Below are 23773 nucleotides of genomic sequence, written 5' to 3'. Positions count from 1 at the left end.
TTCTACCCCAGCAATCCCATCTCCTGCGCCCGCGCCACCGCTTGTGTGCGCCGCTCCACCCCGAGCTTGCTGTTGATATGGCTGGCGTGGGTTTTCACGGTGTGCAGGGAGATAAACAGCTGATTGCTGATCTCCTGGTTTGAACAACCCTGTGCGATCAGGTGCAGCACCGCCAGTTCACGGGTGCTCAGGGTCTCCAGTGTGTGTGGGGTTTCAACTACTGCAACATCCGGCAAGAGTGCCAGCAGGCCCTGGTTCATCAGTCCATGGGGATCCCGAGACAGCTGCTCCCGCGTCCACTCGGGATAGCGTTCCAACAGGCGCTGGAAAGGTTGCATCGCGCCACCGGCAGCCGCTTCGAGTGCGCGGGCAAACACCGGGCGGGCCTGGGCTTCCTGGCCACCGTCCAGCAGTAACAGTGCCTGCTGGGTCAGCGCCATCAGGCTGATCATCTGCCGGCCGCTGTTATGGGCCTGGCGTGCGAGTTCATCGAGCCGTTGCAGTGAAGCCGCCGGCTGATGACGGATGGCGTCGAGTGCCGCCTGTTGCAACTCGATATGTTGCGGCAGGTGCGGGTGGAACTCCGGTGCGGCAGCGGCCTGTTCACCGTTGTAGGTTTGCCCCAGCCGCGTCAGCCAGGCATCGGCCAGGTCGGTGCGCCCCTGAGCCAGCCATAGCTCGCATTTGACCAGGGTGATCATCGCCAGATAGAAAATCGGCGGCACGTCCCAGATATGCATCAGGCGCTCGGCCTCGGCCAGTTCGGCAAAGGCCACGGAGAAGTCGCCACGGCGACCTTCGAAGCTGGCGATCACACAGTGGCCGATCAACACGCTGATATCCCGACAGGCTCGCGCCTCCGTCAACCCGGCACGCAGCCGAGCGAGCCCGGCTTCAGGCTGGCAGCGCATCAGCAGCAAATAGCCTTCGTACAACGCCAGGCGCGCGCGCACTGCGTAAAGGCGTTGCGGCGCCAGGCCTTGCAAACGTTGCAGGCCCTGGCGCACCTCATCCAGCGACCGCAGGATCTCGCCACGGGCCTGCAGTACACGGGCTCGGTCGTAATGGGCCAGCGCTTCAAACAATGGATTGCCGACCCGCTGCGCCAACTCCAGGGATTCGCGGTTCAGGCCGCGGGCGCGCCACAGGTCGGCGTCGACAATGGCCAGGTTGGACAGGGTCGACAGGCACATCAACCGCTGGCCATAGCGTTTGTGCGGCAGGCTTTCCAGGGCCTCGCTGCAATACGACTGGGTCAGCTCACGATCACCACGGCCCCGGGCAATAATCCCGCTGAGGGCCAGCCATTGCGCCAGCATCGACTTTTGCGCGGTGGCCGACGGGGCCGGTAAAAAACGGCTGAGGTGGCTGGCCAGTTCCTGCGCCGCATCCAGCTGGCAGGCCAGGCCCAACGCCCAGCTGTAGAGCACGATCAGGCGTGGCGTACTCATCAGCAAACTGTCGGGCAAGTCCATTTTCCAGCGCAGCAGCATGCCGACATTCTGCTCCGCCAGCAGTTGCTCTTCGGACAGGTTCTGCACCAGGTTTGCCGCCACATCCAGGTGACCCGCACGCAGCGCCTGCTCCACTGCCTCGTCGATCAAGCCCTGGGCATTGAACCAGCGGCAGGCCCGCAGGTGCAGACTGGCTGCCGGCAACACGGCATTGCTCGCGCGCCGGGTGCGCAGCAGGTCGGAAAACAGATGGTGATAACGGTACCAATGGCCCTGCTCGTCCAGCGGCACCAGGAATACCTGGTGGGCTTGCAGGTAGCGCAGGATTTCCGTGCTGTCGTGGGCCTCGCGCACGGCGTCGCACAGCTCGCTGCAAAAGCGCTCCTGGGACGCGGTGTCGTAGAGGAACGCCTGGACTTCCGAGGGCAGGCAGTCGATGACTTCTTCGAGCAGGTAATCGCGGATCAGCCCTTCCCCGCCGTGCAAACCCTGGGGCAGCGTACCTTCGCTGCCGGCCTCGGAAGCCGCCAGCAGCCAGAAACGCAGGCCGGCCACCCAGCCTTCGCTGCGCCGGATCAGGTTATCCAGGGCTTCACCACGCAATGAACTGCTGTGGCGATCCAGCAGCGCCAGGGATTCGCCGTGAGTCAGGCGCAGGTCCTGCTCGTGCAGTTCCAGCAAATGCCGGGACAGGCGCAGGCGGGCCAGGTGCCAGTCGGGACGCTGGCGGCTGGTGACCAGCACCAGCAGGCCGTCGGGCAGGTGATTGAGGAAAAATTGCAGGCAGCGGTCGAGTACCGGGCCCTGGGCCAGATGGTAGTCATCCAGCACCAGCAACAGCGGCGCCTGGGTCGACAGGTGCACCGTCAGTTCATCCAGCAGGCCGTCGAGCCATTCTTCAAAGGCGAAGGGTTGGTGACGCTGGCGCATTTTCAGCAGGCCCAGGGATTGGGCGCCCAACTGCGGGAAGTATTGCTGCAAGCCGTCGAGCAGGCGTTCAAGAAAACGTCCCGGGTCGTTGTCCCGGGGACTTAGCCCCAACCACAGGCTTTGCCAGTGGGCCGGCAGGCTCTGGCAGAACTCCACCGCCAGCGAACTCTTGCCGAACCCGGCCGGGGCGCTGACCAGCAACAGACGCCCGGCCAACCCTTCACTCAGCCGTTCGCACAGGCGCGGTCGCAACACGTAGCCGTCAGGCAGTGGGGGTCGATAGAAGCGCCCTTCCAGGGTCGGAATTACCGCGCTGGCAGGCCCTTGAATTCGGGACAGATCAGTCATCGCCGGGCTCTTGTAGAAGGCTGTTGTCGGCATTGCAGATGTCCGCAGACTAGCGGTAAAAGCGGCAGCTTTGTAGATCTTTGCAACATTTGTCTGAAAAAGACTACAACAAAAAATATCCGGACTTCTTCTGTAACGACCGACACTCTGTGGCGAGGGAGCTTGCTCCCGCTGGAGTGCGCAGCGCTCCCGTTTTTGTGGCTGCTACGCATCCCTGCGGGAGCAAGCTCCCTCGCCACAGTGGTCGCGCAAAAAAAAGCCCCGAACCAGTCGGGGCTTCTTCGAGGATGCGGCCTCGTTTACAGCAAGTTAGCGAACACCATCCTGGCGCAGAGCCGCCGGGGTGAAGTCGCTGGTGGTGGCGGTGAAACCGAAGTCATAGGCCTGTTTCTCTTCGTTCTTCATGCCCAGTGCCAGGTAGCGGCCGGACTGCAGGTCGTAGAGGGTTTCGAGGGCGTACCACGGCACTTGCTTGTCGTAGTAGTTCTCGGCATGGGCTTCCGCCACGCGCCACAGCTGGCCACGACCGTCGTAGTGGTCGATGACCGCGGCTTGCCAAGTGTCTTCGTCAATGAAGAAGTCACGCTTGGCGTAGATATGGCGCTGGCCTTCCTTCAGGGTTGCAACCACATGCCACACGCGGCGCAGCTCGTAGCGCGCCAGGTCCTGGTTGATGTGGCCGGCCTTGATGATGTCGACATACTTGAGCTTCGGATCGTCGAGTTTGTAGCTGTTTTCGGCGATGTAGAGCTCTTTCTTGCCTTCCAGTTTCCAGTCGTAGCGGTCCGGTGCACCGTTGAACATGTCGAGGTTGTCGGAGGTACGCAGGCCGTCGGCGGCGGTACCCGGGCCGTCATACGACACTTGCGGTGCCCGGCGCACACGACGCTGGCCGGCGTTGTAGACCCACGCCGAACGCGGCTCTTTCACCTGGTCGAGGGTTTCGTGCACCAGCAGCACACCACCGGCCAGACGTGCCGGCGCAGTCACTTGCTGCTTGAAGTAGAACAGGATGTTGCCCGGGTTTTTCGGGTCGTAGTCCTTCATCTTGTCGCGGAACACGAACTGATCACGGAAATACACCAGGCTGAACGAGCCGTTGGTTTGCGGCGTGGCCTGGGTCACCAGGCGGGTCACGCTGCCGCCGCGATAGCGGGTGATGTGGTTCCAGATCACTTCAACGCCGCTTTTCGGAATCGGGAACGGTACGGCGGTTTCAAAGTTTTCCAGGCCGTTGCCGCCGGACACCAGGTTGGTGCTGGTGGCGTTTTTCTTGATGGCGGCGAACACATCAGCCGGCACCGTGGCGCCGCGATGGGTCGGGTAGACCGGCATCTTGAAGGTGTCGGGGTAGCGCTTGAACATCGCGTACTGCCCCGGCGCCAGCTTGTCCTTGTACTGCTCGACGTTCTGCGCGGTGATGGTGAATTGCGGTTGTTCGTTGGCGTATGGGTTGGCGAGGAAGCCACGGGCATCCACGGCACCGGCGTTGGTTGGCAGCGGCGACCATTTAGGGATGGTGCCGGCCGCGTTACCGGCCATTTCGGCGCCCATCGGGGTCAGGGTCGTGCCGAGCTTGGCGGCTTCATCCGCCGAGACCGCCGCCATAACGCTACCCGCCATGATCGACAGCCCCAGCACACCCACCTGCAACAGATTTTTAGTTATTTTCATGTTCTGGTTCTTCCTTAAAACATACTGCTTAAAGAGAGTGTGCTTAGAAGTTCACGCCGACGCTCAAGGCGACAAAGTCGCGGTCGTCCACGGTGCTGTAGTCGCCACCAAAGAAGTTGGTGTAGGCCAGGCTCGCGGTGTAAGTGTTCTGGTACTCGGCGTCCAGCCCGAGGCTGATCGCCTTGCGGCCTTCCTCGAAGTTACCGCCAGGGCCAGGCGAGTAACCCTTAACGTCATGGGACCAGGCCACGTTGGGTTTGAGGTTGACGCCGGCAAACACATCCGGGTATTCCCAGATCGCACGGCCACGGTAGCCCCACGAAGTTGCAGTAGTGAAGCCGTCGTTGTTGCAACTGGTGTTCAGGCCGTTGGCATTGGGAAGGCCAGCACCTTGGGCGGTAGAGTTGTTCAACGCCGCACACGCGCCGTTAGGCAGGGTACCCGGGCCAAACACCGGATCACGGCCATAGCGAACCTTGGACTTGCTCTCCAACCCGCCGACATAGGTCATACCGACTTCGCCCACCAGCGTCAGGCGGCTGGCGCCCATGACCTGGTCAAAGAAGTGGGTGAAGGTGGTTTGGAGTTGAGTGATTTCCTTACGGCGATAACCATGCAAATCCTGGCCTGGTACACCGCTTAACAACGAAGCATCCTTGAGCACCGGGAAGCCCAGAGGGCGAACGCCGGCAAACAGGATGTCGGTGGAGTTCAACTGCACAGGCGCGTTGGGCCGGTAGCTCAACTCGCCGCTCCATGCCGTGCCGGTAGGCAACGTGGTGGAGAAACTCAAGCCAAAGAGGTGGATGTCTTCCGGATACTCAACGAAGTATTGCGAGTTTCCCGCCACCACCAGTGCAGCTGCCTGACCCAAAGGCCTGGCTCTGTCGTAGACCGACTGAGGCGCGCCAGTTGCACTGAAAATCGGCGCACGGCTGTGGTAGTTCATGTAGTAGGCGCCGAACTCGGTGTCCAGCGGCTCAAAGTTGTAGTGCATTGCGACGCCGTATTGGCCGCCGTCACGTGCGTTACGGTTCGGACCGCGGCGCACCAGGACGCCCTCGTCATTAACGTCGACGCCCAAGGCGGCCAAGCTCGGCAAAGCGGCCGGGTTGATCGTGGAACGCTTGTTCAACACCCGCAAATTATCGTTACAGCCGGTGGTAATGATGTCGGGCTGCGAGAAAAACGTGCCGCAGTTATCGGTCACGGTCTTGTCCCAACCGATCTGATAGAAGCCTTCAGCCGACAGGTTGTCGGTCAGCGTTTGCGACACGTAGAACATGTTGACCGGAATCAGGCCCTCCTTGATCTCGGCCCCCGGACGACGGAATGCAGCCACGTCGATCGGGTTGATGGCGTTGATACCGCCACCAATGAACGTGCTCTCACCCCAGCTCACTACCTGCTTGCCCAACCGTACGGAACCCGGTTCATCACCAATCGAGTAGTTGTGGTAGACGAAGGCGTCGAGAATCTGCCCGCCGGAAGATCGGGCGCCTGTTGGGCGGTTGTTGTCGCTGATGTTCTTGAAATCGAGGTCGTCGTCTTTAAGCTTGAAGTCATACCAGTACTTGCCCCGGACAAACACGCCGGTGTCGCCGTATTTCAACTCAAGGTCATGAATGCCTTTGAAGATCTTCGAGAAGGAATCACCCTTGTCGAAGTTCAGGTGACCGTCATCCGAGGTTTGCGACAACCCCCTGCCACCGTTGTTGGCACCGATCAGGTCCTTGTTGCGACCCGCAGTCGACCAACTGGCCCCGACCGACAGGGACGAGTCAAAGCTGCCTTCGATTTCACCGATGTTGAAACTGACGCCGAATGCGGGCCCGGCGAGCGTAGAGGCGAGGCTGACGGCCAAAGGCAGTTTTGCCCGGCGCCAGAACTGGTGTGCTGAGATCATCGACGCTACTCCATGTGCATTATTGTTATGGCAGTGAGTCGTTTCTAAGGGCTTGTAACGGCCGGAATACAACGATTCCAATGCCGGGCGAACAGATGAACCCGCCAGGTTCACAGCACCGCACCTTGAAAAACTCTGGGATGGACTATAGCCAGCAGGGGGTAGCGCTTGATCCCTCTAAAGTGTGATTTGCATCACCAACCCGTCTGCCACAACCCTTTCGCCATGCCGGCGATAGCCAGCGCGGCAAGGATGGCTGAAAATTGGCAAATCACAAGTGAAGGCTTGGACTAGAGCGCTGCCGTGCCCGCGAGGGCACGGCAAGCAGCGTCAGAGAGTGGAAAGGAAGGTGCTGTTGTTGGCCTGCCATTCAATGATGTCGACACGGATACGTTTTTTGTCGAGCTTGCCGACGCTGGTCTTGGGAATTTCCGTAACAACGGCGATCTGGCTTGGAATCGCCCACTTGCTCAGGTGGCCCAATTCCACAAACGGCTTGAGATGTTCCTTCAGCTCTTTGGCCCCTATCACATGGCCATCACGCACCACCAGCAACGCAAACGGGCGCTCGCCCCACTGCGGGTCGGCAATCCCCACCACCGCTACTTCGCGTACCGCCGGGTGACGGCTGACCAGGTCTTCCAGCGCCAGGGAGGAGATCCACTCGCCGCCGGTCTTGATCACGTCCTTGATGCGGTCGCGGATATCGATCACGCCGAAGGCATCGAGGGTGGCCACATCGCCGGTGTGCATCCAGCCGCCGGCCCACAGCTCGGCGCCCTTCTGCGGCTCGTTGAAATAGCCTTCGCTGAGCCATGGCGCGCGCAGCACCAGCTCGCCCTGGGATTCACCGTCGGCGGGCAGGAAGTTGCCCTCGCCATCGATGATCGCCGCTTCCACCAATGGGCCGGGCACGCCGGCCTTGATGCGGTAGGTGGTGCGTTCGTCTTCGGTGCCGGCCATCAGTTCTTCATTGAGATGGGCGCAGGACACCAGCGGCCCGGTCTCGGACATGCCGTACGCCGCTGTCAGTTGGATCCCGCGGGCCTTGGAGGCTTCATACAGTGAGCGATTGAGGGCGCTGCCACCGATGACGATTTTCCAGCCGCCGAAATCCACGCCCTGGCCGGCCTTGGCGTTGAGCACCATTTGCAGGATGGTCGGCACACAATGGGAGAAGGTGACCTTCTCCTTGCGCCACAGCTCCACCAGGTATTCGGGGTCGTAGCGGCCTGGATAAACCTGCTTCAGGCCGAGCATGGTCGCCACATACGGCAGGCCCCAGGCGTGCACGTGGAACATCGGAGTGATCGGCATGTAGACGTCGTTGGTGCCCAACAGCCGCACGCTGTCGACGCTGCCCATGATGGTCGCCACGCCCATGGTGTGCAGCACCAGTTGGCGGTGGGTGAAGTACACGCCCTTGGGATTGCCCGTGGTGCCGGTGGTGTAGAAGGTGGTGGCGACGGAGTTTTCGTCGAAATCCTCGAAGTCGTAGCGGGGGCTCGCCGCCGCGAGCAATGTTTCGTACTCACCCACGAGGTTGGGCAGCTCGGCGGTTTTGTCCGCGCCATCGGTGAGCAGCAGGGTTTTGTCGACGGTGGTGAGGTGGCCGGCGATGGCCTGGTAGAGCCCCACGAACTCGCTGTTGACCAGCACAAAGCGGTCCTCGGCGTGGTTCATGGTGTACAGAATCTGTTCCGGGGACAGGCGCACGTTGATGGTGTGGATTACCGCACCAATCATCGGAATGGCAAACATGCATTCCAGGTAGCGATGGCTGTCCCAGTCCATCACGGCCACGGTATCACCGGCCTTGACCCCGGCCTCGGTCAGCACATTGGCCAGGCGGGCGACGCGCTCGATCAGGGTCGGATAGGTGTAGCGCAACTGGTCGCGGTAGACGATTTCCCGGGTCTTCTCGTAGCGTGTCCCGGACATCAACAGGCGTTTGATCAACAGCGGGTATTGGTAGGCGCCTTCGGCGGGCGGGATAACACGAGTCTGCAACATACGAATCCCTTATCTGACTGCACGGTCTTGGCTGAAACATCTGCACTTTAGAGCGCTTATGTTTCAGCCAAATCAGCCAAAGGAATGATTTGCAGAACCCAATGAATGCTAGCTTTGAGCCAGCATCCGGCTTATTTCATGCTGGTAAAGGCCAGCTTCACACCGATGGCAATCAGCACCGCGCCCATGGTGCGGTCGAACCAGTGGCCCATGCGTGCAAAACCGGCGCGTACGCGTTGCTGGCTGAACAGCATGGCCACCAGGCAAAACCAGATCGCGGTCGCCACGGCCAGGTACACGCCGTAACCGGCCTGGACCGCCAACGGCGTGTGGGGATTGATCACCACGGTGAACAGCGACAGGAAGAACAGCGTGGCCTTGGGGTTCAAGCCATTGGTGACAAACCCTGAGGTAAACGCACCACGGGCGGTGCGCTCGCCCGCTTCCAGGTGCAGGTCTTCTTCACTGGCAGGCTTGGCCGGCTGGGCGCGCAGGGCCTTGAAGCCGATGTACAGCAGGTAAGCCGCCGCCGCCCATTTCAGCGCATTGAACAGCACGATGGACTGGGACACGATCAAGCCGATGCCCAGCAGCGAATACCCCACGTGCAGGAAAATCGCCGAACCGACGCCCAACGCCGTCCAGGTGCCGGCCCGTCGGCCATGGGTCACGCTTTCACGTACCACCACGGCGAAATCCGGGCCAGGGCTGGCCACCGCCAACAGGTGAATCAGTGCCACGGTCAAGAACTCGGTGAGGTACATGCACACTCCAGGAAGTAACTGATTATTTCATCTGATAGGCTCGGCAGATTACGCCTTCGAATCCCGTCGCAAAAGGTACAGTTGATGACGAACAATCGCCGCGCCGTCTTCCTTGATCACCCTTCCCTGGACCTCGGGGACCTGGACCTCAGCGGGTTGCAGGCACTCTTCAGCGAACTGAGCCTGCACCAGCAGACCACACCCGAAAACATTATCGAACGCCTGCAAGGCGCGCAGGTGGCCATCAGCAACAAGATCGCGCTGAATGCCGAGACCCTGGCGGCCTGCCCCGAGCTGAAGCTGATCCTGGTGACCGCCACCGGCACCAACAACGTCGACCTCGCCGCCGCCCGCGCCCACGGCGTTACCGTGAGCAATTGCCAGGGTTACGGCACGCCATCGGTGGCGCAGCATACGATCATGCTGCTGCTGAACCTGGCGACGCGCCTGAACGACTATCAACGGGATGTGCAGGCGGGGCACTGGCAACAAGCCAAGCAGTTCTGCCTGCTGGACTACCCGATCGTCGAACTGGAAGGCAAAACCCTCGGGCTGCTGGGCCATGGTGAATTGGGCGGTGCCGTTGCGCGCCTGGCTGAAGCCTTTGGCATGCGCGTGATCCTGGGTGCGATTCCAGGCCGCCCGGCCCGCGCCGATCGCGTGCCGCTGGATGAGTTGCTGGCGCAGGTCGACGCGCTGACCCTGCACTGCCCGCTCAACGAACACACCCGCGACTTTATCGGTGCCCGTGAACTCGCCTTGCTCAAGCCCGGCGCGTTTATCGTCAACACCGCCCGTGGTGGCTTGATCAACGAACAGGCCCTGGCCGATGCCTTGCGCAGTGGGCACCTGGGCGGCGCGGCGACCGATGTATTGAGCGTGGAACCGCCGGTGAACGGCAACCCGCTGCTGGCTGGCGATATCCCGCGGTTGATCGTTACGCCACACAATGCATGGGGCAGTCGCGAAGCGCGGCAGCGGATCGTCGGCCAATTGATCGAAAACGCTCAGGGCTTTTTCAACGGCGCCCCGCTGCGTGTCGTCAGTTGATAAACTGCGCCCCTTTTCAAGGAGCAGACCATGGATCCGCGCAGTGAAGTACTGCTTCGCCAGGCCGAACTTTTTCAAGGCGACGTGCTGCTGGTGGGCTTGCCCGCCGATGACCTGCTGGGCCGCCTGCCCAATGCCCATGGCTGGAGCTGGCACGCCGGCGACCAGGCCGCGCTGGACGCACGTTTTGCCGAGCGCAGCCAGTTTGGTGTGAACGTGCCCGAGCGTTCGTTCGAGACCGCGGTGGTATTCCTGCCCAAGTCCAAGGACCTCACCGATTACCTGCTCAATGCCGTGGCGGCGCGTTTGCCCGGCAAGGAGTTGTACCTGGTGGGGGAGAAGAAAGGCGGCATCGAAAGCGCGGCCAAGCAACTGAACCCGTTCGGCAAACCGCGCAAGCTCGATAATGCGCGGCACTGCCAGTTGTGGCTGGTGACGGTGGCCAACGCCCCCGAGCCGGTCGAACTGGAGAGCCTGGCGCAGGTGTTCGAGGTGCCGCTGGCTGAGGGCCCGCTCAAGGTGGTGAGCCTGCCGGGCGTGTTCAGCCACGGTCGGCTGGATCGCGGTACCGCATTGCTGCTGGAGCATCTGGACAAGTTGCCGAGCGGTCACTTGCTGGATTTCGGTTGTGGCGCGGGTGTGCTCGGGGCAGCGGTCAAGCGTCGCTACCCGCATAACACGGTGACAATGCTCGACGTGGATGCCTTTGCCGCTGCCAGCAGTCGCCTGACACTGGCGGCCAATGACCTGGAAGCCGAGGTGTTGACCGGTGATGGCATCGACGCTGCTCCGATGAATCTGAACGCGATTCTGAGCAACCCGCCGTTCCACGTCGGGGTGCACACCGATTATTTCGCCACCGAGAACCTGCTACGAAAAGCGGCCAAACATCTGGCAAAAGGCGGCGAACTTCGCTTGGTTGCGAACAGTTTCCTGAAGTATCAGCCGCTGATCGAAGAGCATCTTGGCGTGTGCGCAATCAAGGCAGAAGGTCAGGGTTTTCGCATTTACCGTGCCAAGCGCGGCTGAGATCTTTTTCCAAAAGAAGGCTTGCCGAATGGATTTTGCCTAGGCAGAATCCGCTCCGTCCTAGGGGAGTAGTCTCCCACGAGCGCCACGCTCGTCCGGCATACGTCAACATACTTGGTCAACAGGCCATGGCGTATGCGACCCAGGAGTCCGCACAGACGGACCGGGGTTTGACAAGACCTATGACACGAACACCTTACCCGGGGCGGGAAGGCTGTACGTGTCATAGCCGTGTCGACCCGCCCCTGGAACTTACCTGATGCTGGATTCTCTGCTCGTCCCTACTGCAATCGTTGCCTTGGCCGAAATTGGCGACAAGACGCAACTGCTCGCACTCATTCTCGCTGCACGCTTTCGCAAACCCTGGCCGATCATCGCCGGCATCGTTGCCGCGACCCTGGCCAACCATGCGGCCGCTGGTGCCGTGGGGGCCTGGTTTGGGAGTTTCTTCTCGGATGCGGTGCTGCACTGGATCCTCGCGGCGAGCTTCTGCGCCACGGCGCTGTGGACCCTGGTGCCCGACAAGCTCGACGATGACGAAGCCAGCACTTCCCGCAAGTTCGGGCCCTTCCTGACCACGCTGATCGCATTCTTCCTCGCGGAAATCGGCGACAAGACCCAGATCGCTACCGTGATGCTCGCGGCGCAATACCCGGAACTGTGGCTGGTAATTATCGGCACCACCCTGGGCATGTTGATTGCCAACGTGCCGGTGGTGCTGGCGGGTAATTTTGCCGCGGACAAATTGCCGCTGACGCTGATTCGTCGACTGGCGGCTACGGCATTCTTCATCCTGGCCATTGTTGCGGTGTACAAGGCCATGCAGAGCAGTGGCTGGATCTAAACGTAACCCCATATGGGAGCTGGGCTTTTGTGGGAGCTGGCTTGCCTGCGATAGCATCACCTCGGTGCAACTGACACACCGAGGTGCCTGCATCGCGGGCAAGCCCGACTCCCACACAAGCCGGGCCCCCACATTCAGATTTGCATTTCAGCCTTATAAATCAGGATTTTTTCGCCTGCTGATACAACGGCATCACCTTCGGAATCGCCGCCTGCAACGAGGCGATCCGGCTGTCGGAGGCAGGGTGGGTGCTCATGAATTCAGGTGGCGAGCCTTCCGAAGCCTTGGCCATTTTGTTCCACAGGGTAATCGCCGCGTTCGGGTTGTAACCGGCACGCGCCGACAACTCCAGGCCGATCAGGTCCGCTTCGTTTTCATTGCTGCGGCTGTTGGGCAAGGTCATGCCGTAGTTGGCCACGGTATCGGCCAGCGCCAAGCTGTCCTGACCGAGGCCGAACAACGCACCGGCCCCCTGCTTCGCCATTTCGATACCGTAGGCCTTGGACATGGCTTCGCGGCCGTGTTCACGCAAGGCGTGGGCAATTTCATGGCCCATCACGGCGGCGAGTTCGTCGTCGGTCAACTTGAGATTGTCGATCAGCGCGCTGTAGACAAAGATCTTGCCGCCAGGCCCGCAGTTGGCGTTCATCTCGTCACTTTTGATCAGGTTCACTTCCCACTTCCACTGCGCCGCATCCGGACGGAAGGTGGGCGCCTGGGCGATCAGGCGGTTGGCGATCGCCTGCACGCGCTTGGCGTTGGCGCTGGTCTTGTCCACCAGGCCCTTGCCGCTGGCTTCACCCAGGGTCTGCTGGTAGGACTGCGCATACATCTGGTCGACTTCCTGGCTCGACAACATGCTGAACATGTACTGCTTGCGCTCAACCCCCACGGCGCCGCCGCTGGTGGTGTTGACCGACTGACAACCGGCGAGCAACAAAGCCGCGCCCAACGCACATACCGCCACTGTCTTTTTCATCAACCTGCTCCCTGAAAACATGGCGCGTATCGTAGTCGGCCAATTGTATCGACGCCAGATACAACAGACGTATAGCCACCTGATTTCAGATACATCCCACACTGCCGCAAAAAATTCACAAACGCTGGCAACCATTCCATTTACGACATTCGCCCATCCGGCACAGCCATTTTGAGGTAATGGCCCTCATGTCTCCCCCGCCCGCGGCCGATATACACAAGCAGCCAATCTCCCCCTGCGTTCGGAGCCGTCATGAAGTTCAAGTCGATTCAATTTTCTGTCGCGGCACTGGCCGGGGCCATTGTCCTGAGCGTGGTGGCGGTGTTGGTGCTGTATGCCTTGTTCGCCGGGGCGCGCACCCAGGAGATGGTGCAGGAACGCACCCAGGGCCAATTCGAACAAATCATCGAGCAGCGCCTGACCGCCCTGGCGCAAACCCAGGCGACGCTGATCCAGCGCGAACTCGAAGCGCCGCTGGTGACGGCCAAGGGCCTGGCCACCGCCAACGCCCTGATGGGCATGAAAGACGCCAACGGCAACCCGCAACTGGCGGTCTCCCGCGAACAGCTGATCAACCTGATCCACGAAACCGTGGTGCGTAACCCGAAGATTCTTGGCGCCTATATAGGCTGGGAAGCCAACGCCATCGACCACAACGATGCTGCCTACGTCAACAGCCCGGTGGTCGGCATCGAAACCAACGGCCGCTTCCTGCCGTGGTGGTTCCGCAATGCCGACGGCAGCCTGGGCCTGGATAAACTGGCTGACGTGGCCGACCAGACCATCCTGTCCACCGGCGTGCGCGCCAGTGAGTACTACCTGTGCTCCAAGGAAAGCAAAAAGCCCTGCGCCATCGACCCGGCCCCCTACAAGGTGGGCAACGCAATGGTGATGCTCGCTTCGTTTATCGAACCGATCATGATTGACGGCACCTTCCAGGGCATCGTCGGTGCCGACCTGTCGGTGAACTTCATCCAGGAAATGCTCACCAAGGCTGATCAGAATTTGTACAACGGCGCCGGTGAACTGGCGCTGATCTCCAGCAACGGCCGCCTGGTGGCCTACACCAAGGACGCCAGCAAGCTGGGAGAAAAAGCCAGCGATCTGCTCGACAGCAACGAGTTGGCCAACCTCGGCCAGTTGAAGATCGGCGAAGTGCGTTACGACGTGGATAAGGAACACGGGCATATCGAGTTGTTCCTGCCGTTCAACATCGGCCAGACCGATGCCCGCTGGACCCTGTTGCTGCAACTGCCCTTGAGCGCGGTGATGGCGGACTTGCAGGCGATGCAGCACGACCTCGACGCCCAGCGCAAAACCGATATTTTCGGCATGGCCGTGGCCGGGCTGCTGATCGCCGGCATCGGCTTGCTGGTGATCTGGCTGGTGGGCCACGGCATTGCCCGGCCGCTCAAGCAAATGGTGGCGATGCTCAATGACATCGCCCAGGGCGAAGGCGACCTGACCCGGCGCCTGACCAGTGATCGCGCCGACGAACTGGGGGCGATTGCCAGCGGCTTCAATACATTCCTGGCCAAGTTGCAGGGGATGATTACCCAGGTGGTGAGTTCGGTGCAGAAGGTCAGCGACTCCTCGGAGCACACCGCCAACATCGCGATTCGTACCAACCAGGGCGTGCACAAGCAAATGGTCGAGATCGACCAGGTGGCTACCGCCGTGCACGAGATGACCGCGACCGCACAGGACGTGGCGCGCAACGCCACCCAGGCCGCACAGGCCGCCAGCCACGCTGATCAAGCGGCGAGCCAGGGCATGCAGATTGTGCGCGACACCTCCACCTCCATCGGCGCCCTCGCCGAGGAAATCGGCAAGGCGGTCGGTGTGGTGCAGGCGCTGGCCAAGGACAGCGAGAACATCAATGCCATCCTCACGGCGATTCGCGGGATTGCCGAGCAGACCAACCTGCTGGCGCTCAACGCGGCAATCGAAGCCGCACGGGCCGGAGAACAGGGACGCGGGTTTGCGGTGGTGGCCGACGAGGTGCGCAACCTCGCGCAGAAGACCCAGAAGGCCACCGAAGAAATCCAGGCCATGATCCAGCAACTGCAGCAGGGCACCCGCGACGTGGTGCGAGTGATGGAAGACAGCCAGAACCGCACCGATGAAAGCGTGCAGCACGCGGCCAAGGCGGCTCAGGCGCTGGAGACCATTACCCGGGCGGTGTCGGTGATCAACGACATGAACACCCAGATCGCCAGCGCCGCCGAGGAACAGAGCGCGGTGGCCGAGGACATTAACCGTAACGTGATCAATATCGGACAGGTGGCCAATGAAGTGGCCGGCGGAGCGGATGAGTCGAGCGCGGCCAGCGCAGACCTGACCAAGCTGGCGGAGCAGCAGCGGCGGTTGATCAATCAGTTCAAGGTTTGAGTCAAGCGGCGCCCTTTCGGGCGCCTTCGCGAGCAAGCCCGCTCCCACATTCGATCGCATTCCTTCAGTTGAAATGCAATCAAATGTGGGAGCGGGCTTGCTCGCGAAGAGGCCGGCCGATTCAACACAACGCTCAACCCGGCGTCAGGCACTCCGGTCCATTCAGCTTCGGATCGTTGACCATATTGGCCAGCACCCGCTCGCGCAACGCGGTGGGTTCACTGGCCAACAAGGCCTGCAAGGTGTGCAGCGGCGTCTCGGGGTTCAGCCAGGCTGCCTGCCCCGCTGCATCCAGAATCAACGGTCGGCGCTGACTCTGCGCCGCCTGGGTCACCACCGCCGTACTCAACCAAACCTGCTCCTGCACCGGATACGCCTCCCAGATCGCCGCAAAGAACAGCGTGCTGCCCTCCCCCGGCGTCAGCCAGTACGGGCGCTTGCGCTGGGTGCCGCGCCATTCGTAGAAACCATTGGCCGGCAGCAGGCAGCGGCGCTGGCGAAACGCTTCGCGAAACATCGGCTGTTCGGCAAGGGTTTCCGCCCGGGCATGGGCCGGTGTACGAGAGAGATCGGTCAGCCAGGGCGGCGTCAGGCCCCAGCGCGCCCGCGCCAGGGTGTGCTGGCCGTCGCTCAGGCGCTGGATCAGCACCGAGTCATTGGGAGAGATGTTCCACTGGGCCTGCTGGTCGGCCGGGAAGCCCGGCAAGGCAGCAAACGCGGGGTTCCAGCGAAACAGGGCATAACGTCCACACATGGGGCAACACGACTCTTGGAGAAACTGGCCGACAGCCTAACAGACCAGCACGTCGGGAAAGCTGTCGGGTTCATCACCGGGCAGTGGTTGCGCACCGTTGTAGGCGGTGATCAGCTCGCGGGCGTAGGCGGCCTGGTCGTTCTCCACCGCCAGCGCCAGCAGGCCATAGATCGGCAGTTCGCCGGTACCCCCGAGCAAATCGCGCCCCACCAGGTGCGCGGTGATGCCCTCGCTTTCGAGCATGCCTTGCAGCAGCTCGCCTTCCATCAGGTTTTCCGGCTCGTAGATTCGCTGCATGGGCGTACCTTTATTCGTTCTCGCTGCGCACGTTGAGCATCCATTCGTCGTCATGAACCTGCAGCTCGAAAACAATGGGCCGGCAGCACACCGGGCAGTCCTCAATATATTCCTGATCGCCCGCCGACAGGTCCAGTAGCGCCGTGACTACCTCTCCACAATAAGGACATTCGTACGACTCCTCTTCCATCGCGGTCTCCAAGGTGACTTGTGCGTATAATCGCCGGTCTATTTACAGGGCTATTTTTCGTCCCGGCCAATTGCCCGGACCACGCCCTGATATTTATTGTTCCAAACCTTTACTTACCCTAGCCGTTTCTAACAAGAGAGCATGATGGGCGAATTCGATACCATCCGACCTTACAACGACAGCGAAGTCCCGGCAGTGCTGGCCCGACTGTTCAGTGACAAGGCCTTTCTGGACATCCTGACCCACTTTCGCTTCCCGCGCTTTGCCGGCGCCTTCGGCTGGCTGCTCAAGCCGATGATCGCTCATAAACTGCGCCGTGAGTTCGCCGGCGTCACCACCGTGGCCACGCTGCAGGACAAAGTCGAGTTTTACGTCGACCACACCATCGAGCGGGCAACCGACGGCGTGACCTATACCGGCGTGGAGCAGTTCAAGTCCGGCAGCGCCTACCTGTTCCTGGCCAACCACCGCGACATCGTGATGGACCCGGCCTTCGTCAACTACGCCGTGTACCACGCCGGCCTGCCGACGCCGCGCATCGCCATCGGCGACAACCTGCTGCAGAAGCCGTTTGTCAGCGACCTGATGCGCCTGAACAAGAGTTTCATCGTGCACCGCTCGATCACCGGGCGCAAAGAGAAGATGGCGGCCTATCAGTTGCTGTCGGCCTACATCAACCATTCGATTCGCAACGACTGCCAGTCGATCTGGATCGCCCAGGCCGAAGGCCGCGCCAAGGATGGGGATGATCGCACCGAGTCGGCGATCCTCAAGATGTTCCACATGAGCCGCAAGGACGAGCCGTTCGCCGAAGTCATCCAGTCACTGAACCTGACGCCGGTGTCCATCAGCTACGAATACGACCCGTGCGACGCAGCCAAGGCCCGCGAGCTGTACATCCGCGCCACCACCGGCACCTACAGCAAGGCGCCGGGGGAAGATGACGTGAGCATCGCCCTGGGCATCACCGGCTACAAGGGCCGGGTACACGTCAACTTCGCGCCGCCGATCACCGAGGCGTTCGAAGACACCAAGCTGTTGGCGATCGAAATGGACCGGCAGATCCTGGGTGGGTATCGGTTGTTCCCGGTGCATTACCTGGCGTACGCCCAATGGAGCGATGCCGATCCGCAATTGCAGGTACCGACCGCAGCCGAGGTATTCCCGGCGGACGAGTTGGCCAAGGCAAAGGCAGAGTGGGAGCGGCGCTTGAATGCGTGCCCGGCCGAGCATCGGCCGTATCTGGTATTGCAATACGCGACGCCGGTGAGGAATCAGTACCGGGTCAAGGCCGGGATTGCCCTGTAACCCGGTACCAGCAACAGCGCAAACCCAATGTGGGAGCGGGCTTGCTCGCGAAGGCGGTGGATCAGCCAATCATGTATTGACTGACACCGCGCTTTCGCGAGCAAGCCCGCTCCCACAGTTGTTTTTAGGGTGTTCCTACAATCGGGTACTAAGAAAGGACACCAGCAACGCCAGCCCCAGACAGGCAAACCCCAACCGGTAGAACAGGCGATAGGTACGCTGCGTCAACACGTCCAGATACAGCATCGGCTGATCAATGGCACGCAGTTCGCTTTGCGCGGCAAGGCGGGCCATCGCGCGCTGTTCATGCAGGCGCGTGACAAACAGCAGCCATGCCGCCGGGCAGGCCAGTAACAGGGCAAGGGAATTGAGCAGTAGTGCGGTCAGCGACATCGCAAACCTCGATGTATCAGTGTCTTGGTATCAATCCAGATACAAACCTGAATGATATGCGCCGCCTGCGCGTCATTACTCCTTCCCCATTGACGGCTAATGTATCCAGTAATTTACAGCGTCACCTGAACGTCACCTTAACAAGCCACTCTGTTGCCCTTCGAAAGCCCGGGAGCTTGTCATGTTGCACGCGCAGAACCAGGATCGGCTGTATCTGATTGCCCCAAGTGATGAGCAAGAGGCCCTGGTGGGCGGCCTCGCGTTCAATGTGCAGGACCGCCACTGGCTGGTGTATTGCGCCCTCGGCGGGCATCAACATGCCGACCTGCCGGAGCTGGACTTGCTCACTGGCGTGAGTGTGCTGGACTTTTATGTCGAAACGGCTGCATGAAAACGGCAGGCGTAAAAAAACCGGGCTCAGTGATGAGCCCGGTTTTTTGATCGTTCCCACGCGCCGCAAAGGAATGCCGACTGGGGCGCTCCGCGCCCGCCTGACGGTTACTGCGAGCTGAGCAGCGAACCGATGCTCGGGTCCTTGAACAGGCGCGTCAGGGCATCGCTCAACACGTCGCTGACCAGCTTGGTGTTGGTTTCCTGGTTCGGCGCCATGCCGAAGCGCTGGTCCAGGGATGCGCCGTAACGGCCGCTGTAGCGACGGGTACCGGCAGTCACGTCGGACTTGAAGGTCGCGCCGATGGTGGCTTCAGTCACGTACAGGCCTTCCTTGGGCGACTGATACTTCAGCTCGGCCAGGGTGATGGTCAGTTGTGGCGCACCTGGCGAGTTGGAAGGGGTGAAGCCCAACAGGCGCACGGCCGCTTCGGCCTGGGCTTGCAGCTTGGGCAGCACGTCCGCACCGGTCACCGTAATGGCGCTGGTTTCCGGGTACAGGCCGCCACGGGTGCCGAGGGTCGGCGACGGACGACCGTCAACCACACGCACCGACACCGGCTGGCCATGGCCGACAGGCGCCAGCTGGGTGGTGATTTTCGGTTGCGGGCTGAGTTGTTGCGGGCTGTGGGCGCAGCCAACCAGGGTCAAACTGGTCACAGTGATCAAACCGAACAACAGGCGTTGCAACATACTCATTTCTCCAGGACTAGATGCAAACAGGGCGCCAGTATAACGGTGAGCGCGCGCCACTCACCAGAATTCCTGAACGGCGCCTGAACTGTCGGCGAAATTACAATTTTCACACAGAACCGTCACCTCAATGTCATGCCAGACTGCCAACCTTCGCAGCATGTAACGAACCGGGTACACAGCCATGCGCCTTCTCAAATCTTTGTTCTTTTCCCACGCCAGCCATCGCCACTTCGCCCTGCTCGACGCCCAAGGCTGCTGCCAGGCTTTCAAGCAGTGCAGCCTGCCGCCCGTCGGTGAAGGCTGGGTCGAAGTCGAAGAGACCCGCCTGAGCTGGATGCACCGTCCGCTGCCCGCCAGCGCGCGCGTCAGCCCCCGGGTTTCGCAGCCACAGGCACGGCACGCGTTGGCCTCCTGACCAGACTGCTAATAAAAGTCATTAAACACGTCCATTTGCGCGCATTTCTTCGCTACAATCTCCCCCCGATTATAAGGACGTCTCCTGATCGGGCCTCGCAGCATCGCTAATGCACTTGTATTAGCTCCCCCGCACCGCCCACAGAGAGCCGCCCACACAGATCGTGTGAAGCTGGCGAGCTTGCTGTTTTCTCTGCAAACCATCGTCTTTACCCGAATCTGCCAGAGCTGCCATGCGCTCGGCCACTTGAGTTGTTTGCCCGTTTTGCCGCTTGCCGGCAGTGATTTCGGGCCAGGTGCCAGGCTGGGGCAGCCCTTTTTTGAGGTTCACGTCTTCAAAAGAGCGTGAAAAAAACGGGTTTTCACAACTTCACAAGAGTGTGGCGAGCAAATGAATAGTTTTGCGTTTGTACAAGCACCATCAGCGTCTGGAACAGCCCCACCACACAGGACCGAGCACTCCTCAAGAACCGGAGCTTGAAGCCTGTCCGCTACGGATTTGGTTGCACGATCGGACGAGCTTGACCATAAGTCGAATTGCCACAGGCGCCCTTAAATGCGTTCATACGCAGATCAGGCCCGGTCGGCAGCGTCCGCTTGCGATAAATTGCGAAGAATCGGACATGGCGATCCTGGCCATGGGTAACCTGGGGCATCACGTGAACCGCCCCGTCACTCCTGGCAGCCATGCCGTCAATTTGGTGCTGCAGATTTTGGAGACGCGTTAAATGGCGCATAACGAAGCAGTCGACGTAGTACTGGTAGGTGCGGGCATCATGAGTGCCACCCTCGCCGTACTGCTCAAAGAGCTCGACCCCGGCCTCAAGCTGGAAGTCGTTGAGCTGATGGATTCGGGTGCCGCGGAAAGTTCCAACCCGTGGAACAACGCCGGTACCGGCCACGCCGGGCTGTGTGAGCTGAACTACACACCGCAGGCCGCCGACGGCTCCATCGACATCAAGAAAGCCGTGCACATCAACACCCAATTCGAGGTGTCGAAGCAGTTCTGGGCCTACCTGACCAAGAAAGGCACCTTTGGCTCGTCCAAATCCTTTATCAGCCCCGTGCCGCACCTGAGCTTCGTACAGGGCGATAAAGGCGTGTCGTTCCTCAAGAAGCGCTTTGAAACCCTCAGCCAGCACCACGCGTTCTCGGACATGCACTACACCGAAGACCGCAGCGAGATGGCCGAGTGGATGCCGCTGATGATGCCCGGCCGCCCGCTGGACGAAAAAATCGCCGCCACCCGCGTGATGAACGGCACCGACGTCAACTTCGGCGCCCTGACCAACCAGTTGCTCTCGCACCTGACCAGCGCCCCGGATGCCCAGGTCAAGTACAGCAAGCGCGTCACCGGCCTCAAGCGCAACGGCGCCGGCTGGACCGTGAGCATCAAGGACGTCAACAGCGGCAATTCCCGTGATGTGGACGCCAAGTTCGTGTTCCTCGGCGCCGGTGGCGCGGCCCTGCCGCTGTTGCAAGCCTCGGGCATCGAGGAAAGCAAGGGCTTCGGCGGCTTCCCGGTCAGCGGCCAGTGGCTGCGTTGCGACAACCCGGAAGTGGTCAAGCACCACCAGGCCAAGGTCTACAGCCAGGCGGCCGTGGGTTCGCCACCGATGTCGGTGCCGCACCTCGACACCCGTGTGGTCGACGGCAAGAAATCCCTGCTGTTCGGGCCATACGCCGGTTTCACCACCAAGTTCCTCAAGCACGGCTCGTTCCTTGACCTGCCCATGTCGATTCGTGCCGGCAACATCGGCCCGATGCTGGCCGTGGCCCGGGACAACATGGACCTGACCAAGTACCTGGTCAGCGAGGTGCGCCAGTCCATGGAGCAGCGCCTGGAATCCCTGCGTCGCTTCTACCCTGAGGCAAAAGCCGAAGACTGGCGCCTGGAAGTGGCCGGCCAACGGGTGCAGATCATCAAGAAAGACCCGAAGAAAGGCGGCGTGCTGCAATTCGGTACCGAACTGGTTGCGGCCAAGGACGGTTCGCTGGCCGCCCTGCTCGGCGCGTCTCCAGGTGCTTCGGTGACCGTGTCGATCATGCTGGAACTGATCGAACGCTGCTTCCCGACGAAAGCGGCCGGTGAGTGGGCCGCCAAGCTGCACGAGATCTTCCCGGCTCGGGAAAAGGTCCTGGAGACCGATGCCGAGCTGTATCGCAAGATCAACACGCAGAACAACATCAGCCTGGAACTGGTTGAGCAGAGCAGCGAGACCGAAAGCTACGCTTGAGCGTCGTGACGCAGAGCGTCAGTTGATGCATTCCCACGCAGAGCGTGGGAACGAAAAACGCCCCTAACGGGGCGTTTTTTTTCGTCCGCAACAATCAACCGCGAGCTTGTTCGATCAGCTCGATGTACTCGGCGGCGTTGCGCTGGTCCTTGATCACTTCAACGAAGGTCAGGCCATGCTCGTCCTTGCCATCGAGGTCCAGGCCGGCTTCCTTGAAGAAAACCAGGAAGCGTTCGAAGTCGTCGATACGCAGGCCGCGGTAGGCCTTGATCAGTTTGTGCAGGGACGGCGAAGTGGCGTCTACCGGCTCGAAATCCAGGAACAGCTTGATTTGCTCGTCGCCGATTTCATCACCAATCACCTGTTTCTTATCTTTACGCATTACCGACTCCAGCCTGCAGACATTTACACGGGAAAAGCAGTTTACCTGCGGCACAGCGGCTTCGAAAGCTACGCGAACCAATGTGGGAGCTGGCTTGCCTGCGATAGCGGTGCATCAGTAACAGATGGGCCAACGGACCCACCGCTATCGCAGGCAAGCCAGCTCCCACATTGACTGTATTTACACCGCCGAATGCGCGTCGGCTGGATTATTTGGCGCGCACCGCCCCGGTGTGCAAATCGGCCCAGATATGGCCGTTGGCGTAAGTGAGGAATTGCACATAGACCGTGTCATTGCGCAACAAGTCGACGATCACCCGATACTGGGTCACCGGATACGACAAGGTCAGGGTTTTGCTTTTGTCGTCGAACACCGGCTTTTTCAGGCTTTTGCTTTCGGCATCGAAATTGAGAATCACCTGGGCGATGGTCGCGCCTTTGTTCAGGGACTTGCCCTTGAGGCGGATCATCAACGGCGAGGTCACCGGGATCGGCTGCTGGGTGGATTGGCGTTGGTTACCCACCACCACCGAATACTCGGTGACTTGCAGCAATTGCTGCTGGTCCGGGGTTTCGGCGCGCAGGGTCAGGTCGTCGGGCGGCAGGAATTGGCTGTGCAGCGGCGCCGGAGCAGCCGCCAGGGGCAAACTGAGGGTCAGCGCCAGGGCGGCGCAGGTGCGAATCAACAGGCTCATGAACAGCTCCAGACGCAGGGGCCAAGCACGATAGCATGACAACCCTGCGCCTGAATCCCGCTTACATCCCTTTGACGGCGTAGATCCCATTGGCGTTGCGCCAGTAGCCTTTGTAGTCCATGCCGTAACCGAAGATGTAACGGTCAATGCACGGCAGGCCCACGTAATCGGCTTTCAGGTCCGGACGGGCCTTGCGGTCGTGGTCCTTGTCGATCAGCACGGCAGTGCGCACCTTGCGCGCGCCGGCGTGTTTGCAGAAGTCGATGATCGCGCCCAGGGTGTGACCTTCGTCGAGGATGTCGTCGATGATCAGCACGTCGCGGTCGATGAACGAGACTTCCGGCTTGGCTTTCCAGAACAGGTCGCCGCCACTGGTTTCATTGCGATAGCGAGTGGCGTGCAGGTAGGACGCTTCCAGCGGGAATTGCAGGTGGGTGAGCAATTTACCGGCGAAAATCAGGCCACCGTTCATCACGCAAAAGACCACCGGGTTGGTGTCGGCCATTTCACGGGAGATGTGCGCGCCGACCTTGGCGATGGCCTCTTCGACTTGCGCTTCGGTGTACAGGCAGTCAGCCTCGCGCATGATTTGACGGATATGCTCGAGATCAGCGGACATGGCGCTCTCCAAGGGGG

The 23773-nt window shown here is 61.0% G+C and carries 22 protein-coding genes, 1 pseudogene and 1 riboswitch; of the genes and pseudogenes, 9 read left to right on the top strand and 14 right to left on the bottom strand.

Annotated elements, in window-relative coordinates; all coding sequences use genetic code 11:
* Positions 1–2: 2 nt before the first annotated feature.
* The 5 genes from ACIOMR_RS16180 to ACIOMR_RS16160 form a co-directional block, all read right to left on the bottom strand.
* Positions 3–2732: a LuxR C-terminal-related transcriptional regulator gene (locus ACIOMR_RS16180; RefSeq protein ID WP_102369891.1), complete on the bottom strand. Its 2730-nt coding sequence runs from the start codon at positions 2730–2732 to the stop codon at positions 3–5.
* A 309-nt stretch (positions 2733–3041) separates the two neighbouring features.
* Positions 3042–4406, bottom strand: coding sequence for a DUF1329 domain-containing protein (locus tag ACIOMR_RS16175; RefSeq protein WP_003216172.1), 1365 nt, complete (start codon positions 4404–4406; stop codon positions 3042–3044).
* A gap of 43 nt (positions 4407–4449) precedes the next feature.
* On the bottom strand, positions 4450–6312 hold the full coding sequence (locus ACIOMR_RS16170) for a DUF1302 domain-containing protein (protein WP_003216171.1): 1863 nt from the start codon (positions 6310–6312) through the stop codon (positions 4450–4452).
* A 330-nt stretch (positions 6313–6642) separates the two neighbouring features.
* Entirely contained in the window at positions 6643–8325 is a 1683-nt protein-coding gene (locus ACIOMR_RS16165) for a fatty acid--CoA ligase (protein ID WP_003216170.1), read from the bottom strand.
* A gap of 131 nt (positions 8326–8456) precedes the next feature.
* Positions 8457–9089, bottom strand: coding sequence for a LysE family translocator (locus tag ACIOMR_RS16160; RefSeq protein WP_003216169.1), 633 nt, complete (start codon positions 9087–9089; stop codon positions 8457–8459).
* Positions 9090–9173: 84 nt separating this feature from the next.
* Here ACIOMR_RS16160 and ACIOMR_RS16155 point away from each other — a divergent pair, with 84 nt between their 5' ends.
* The 3 genes from ACIOMR_RS16155 to ACIOMR_RS16145 all read left to right on the top strand — a co-directional run bounded on the left by ACIOMR_RS16155 (position 9174) and on the right by ACIOMR_RS16145 (position 12012).
* Positions 9174–10139: a 2-hydroxyacid dehydrogenase gene (locus ACIOMR_RS16155; RefSeq protein ID WP_401195175.1), complete on the top strand. Its 966-nt coding sequence runs from the start codon at positions 9174–9176 to the stop codon at positions 10137–10139.
* Between the two features lie 30 nt (positions 10140–10169).
* Positions 10170–11168 (top strand): methyltransferase, encoded by a 999-nt coding sequence (locus ACIOMR_RS16150; RefSeq protein ID WP_401195172.1) that lies wholly within the window; start codon positions 10170–10172, stop codon positions 11166–11168.
* A 51-nt stretch (positions 11169–11219) separates the two neighbouring features.
* Positions 11220–11339: riboswitch (yybP-ykoY riboswitch) on the top strand.
* Between the two features lie 88 nt (positions 11340–11427).
* The gene (locus ACIOMR_RS16145) at positions 11428–12012 is read left to right on the top strand and encodes a TMEM165/GDT1 family protein (RefSeq protein WP_003216166.1); all 585 of its coding nucleotides are present in this window, start codon (positions 11428–11430) and stop codon (positions 12010–12012) included.
* A 160-nt stretch (positions 12013–12172) separates the two neighbouring features.
* Here ACIOMR_RS16145 and ACIOMR_RS16140 read toward each other — a convergent pair whose 3' ends face one another.
* On the bottom strand, positions 12173–12991 hold the full coding sequence (locus ACIOMR_RS16140; protein ID WP_003216165.1) for a M48 family metallopeptidase: 819 nt from the start codon (positions 12989–12991) through the stop codon (positions 12173–12175).
* Positions 12992–13243: 252 nt separating this feature from the next.
* On the opposite strand from ACIOMR_RS16140, the pseudogene ACIOMR_RS16135 reads away from it, so the two are divergent.
* Positions 13244–14524, top strand: a pseudogene (locus ACIOMR_RS16135) (HAMP domain-containing protein); the annotation flags it as partial.
* Between the two features lie 15 nt (positions 14525–14539).
* Positions 14540–15382, top strand: coding sequence for a methyl-accepting chemotaxis protein (locus tag ACIOMR_RS16130; RefSeq protein WP_401195204.1), 843 nt, complete (start codon positions 14540–14542; stop codon positions 15380–15382).
* 133 nt (positions 15383–15515) lie between these two features.
* Here ACIOMR_RS16130 and ACIOMR_RS16125 read toward each other — a convergent pair whose 3' ends face one another.
* From ACIOMR_RS16125 to ACIOMR_RS16115, 3 genes are read right to left on the bottom strand one after another with little or no spacing between them, the layout of a single operon-like run.
* On the bottom strand, positions 15516–16136 hold the full coding sequence (locus ACIOMR_RS16125) for an SOS response-associated peptidase (RefSeq protein WP_003216163.1): 621 nt from the start codon (positions 16134–16136) through the stop codon (positions 15516–15518).
* Between the two features lie 36 nt (positions 16137–16172).
* Positions 16173–16433 (bottom strand): putative signal transducing protein, encoded by a 261-nt coding sequence (locus ACIOMR_RS16120; protein ID WP_017477710.1) that lies wholly within the window; start codon positions 16431–16433, stop codon positions 16173–16175.
* Between the two features lie 10 nt (positions 16434–16443).
* Positions 16444–16623, bottom strand: a complete 180-nt coding sequence (locus tag ACIOMR_RS16115) for a CPXCG motif-containing cysteine-rich protein (RefSeq protein WP_102369897.1) — start codon at positions 16621–16623, stop codon at positions 16444–16446.
* 144 nt (positions 16624–16767) lie between these two features.
* On the opposite strand from ACIOMR_RS16115, the gene ACIOMR_RS16110 reads away from it, so the two are divergent.
* On the top strand, positions 16768–17931 hold the full coding sequence (locus tag ACIOMR_RS16110; RefSeq protein ID WP_029615884.1) for a 1-acyl-sn-glycerol-3-phosphate acyltransferase: 1164 nt from the start codon (positions 16768–16770) through the stop codon (positions 17929–17931).
* 135 nt (positions 17932–18066) lie between these two features.
* Here the strand turns inward: ACIOMR_RS16110 and ACIOMR_RS16105 are convergent, their stop codons facing one another.
* Positions 18067–18324, bottom strand: coding sequence for a hypothetical protein (locus tag ACIOMR_RS16105; protein ID WP_003216159.1), 258 nt, complete (start codon positions 18322–18324; stop codon positions 18067–18069).
* A 181-nt stretch (positions 18325–18505) separates the two neighbouring features.
* Here ACIOMR_RS16105 and ACIOMR_RS16100 point away from each other — a divergent pair, with 181 nt between their 5' ends.
* Positions 18506–18715, top strand: a complete 210-nt coding sequence (locus ACIOMR_RS16100) for a hypothetical protein (protein WP_008434269.1) — start codon at positions 18506–18508, stop codon at positions 18713–18715.
* Between the two features lie 107 nt (positions 18716–18822).
* Here ACIOMR_RS16100 and ACIOMR_RS16095 read toward each other — a convergent pair whose 3' ends face one another.
* Positions 18823–19407 (bottom strand): YajG family lipoprotein, encoded by a 585-nt coding sequence (locus tag ACIOMR_RS16095; protein ID WP_003216157.1) that lies wholly within the window; start codon positions 19405–19407, stop codon positions 18823–18825.
* Between the two features lie 184 nt (positions 19408–19591).
* On the opposite strand from ACIOMR_RS16095, the gene ACIOMR_RS16090 reads away from it, so the two are divergent.
* Both ACIOMR_RS16090 and mqo read left to right on the top strand, forming a co-directional pair.
* Positions 19592–19825 carry a hypothetical protein gene (locus ACIOMR_RS16090; protein ID WP_003216156.1) on the top strand — a complete coding sequence of 78 codons (234 nt, stop codon included), beginning with the start codon at positions 19592–19594 and terminating at the stop codon, positions 19823–19825.
* 727 nt (positions 19826–20552) lie between these two features.
* On the top strand, positions 20553–22061 hold the full coding sequence (gene mqo, locus ACIOMR_RS16085) for a malate dehydrogenase (quinone) (RefSeq protein WP_008434276.1): 1509 nt from the start codon (positions 20553–20555) through the stop codon (positions 22059–22061).
* Between the two features lie 94 nt (positions 22062–22155).
* On the opposite strand, the gene ACIOMR_RS16080 is transcribed toward mqo, so the two are convergent.
* The 3 genes from ACIOMR_RS16080 to ACIOMR_RS16070 all read right to left on the bottom strand — a co-directional run bounded on the left by ACIOMR_RS16080 (position 22156) and on the right by ACIOMR_RS16070 (position 23756).
* Positions 22156–22443: a PA4642 family protein gene (locus ACIOMR_RS16080; RefSeq protein WP_003216153.1), complete on the bottom strand. Its 288-nt coding sequence runs from the start codon at positions 22441–22443 to the stop codon at positions 22156–22158.
* Positions 22444–22651: 208 nt separating this feature from the next.
* Entirely contained in the window at positions 22652–23137 is a 486-nt protein-coding gene (locus ACIOMR_RS16075) for a hypothetical protein (protein ID WP_008434279.1), read from the bottom strand.
* Between the two features lie 61 nt (positions 23138–23198).
* Positions 23199–23756, bottom strand: coding sequence for a hypoxanthine-guanine phosphoribosyltransferase (locus ACIOMR_RS16070; RefSeq protein WP_401195163.1), 558 nt, complete (start codon positions 23754–23756; stop codon positions 23199–23201).
* Between the last annotated feature and the right edge of the window lie 17 nt (positions 23757–23773).

Source organism: Pseudomonas sp. NPDC087814, assembly GCF_044742865.1.
Taxonomy (GTDB): Bacteria; Pseudomonadota; Gammaproteobacteria; order Pseudomonadales; family Pseudomonadaceae; genus Aquipseudomonas.
This window is presented reverse-complemented; position numbering and strand designations above follow the sequence as displayed.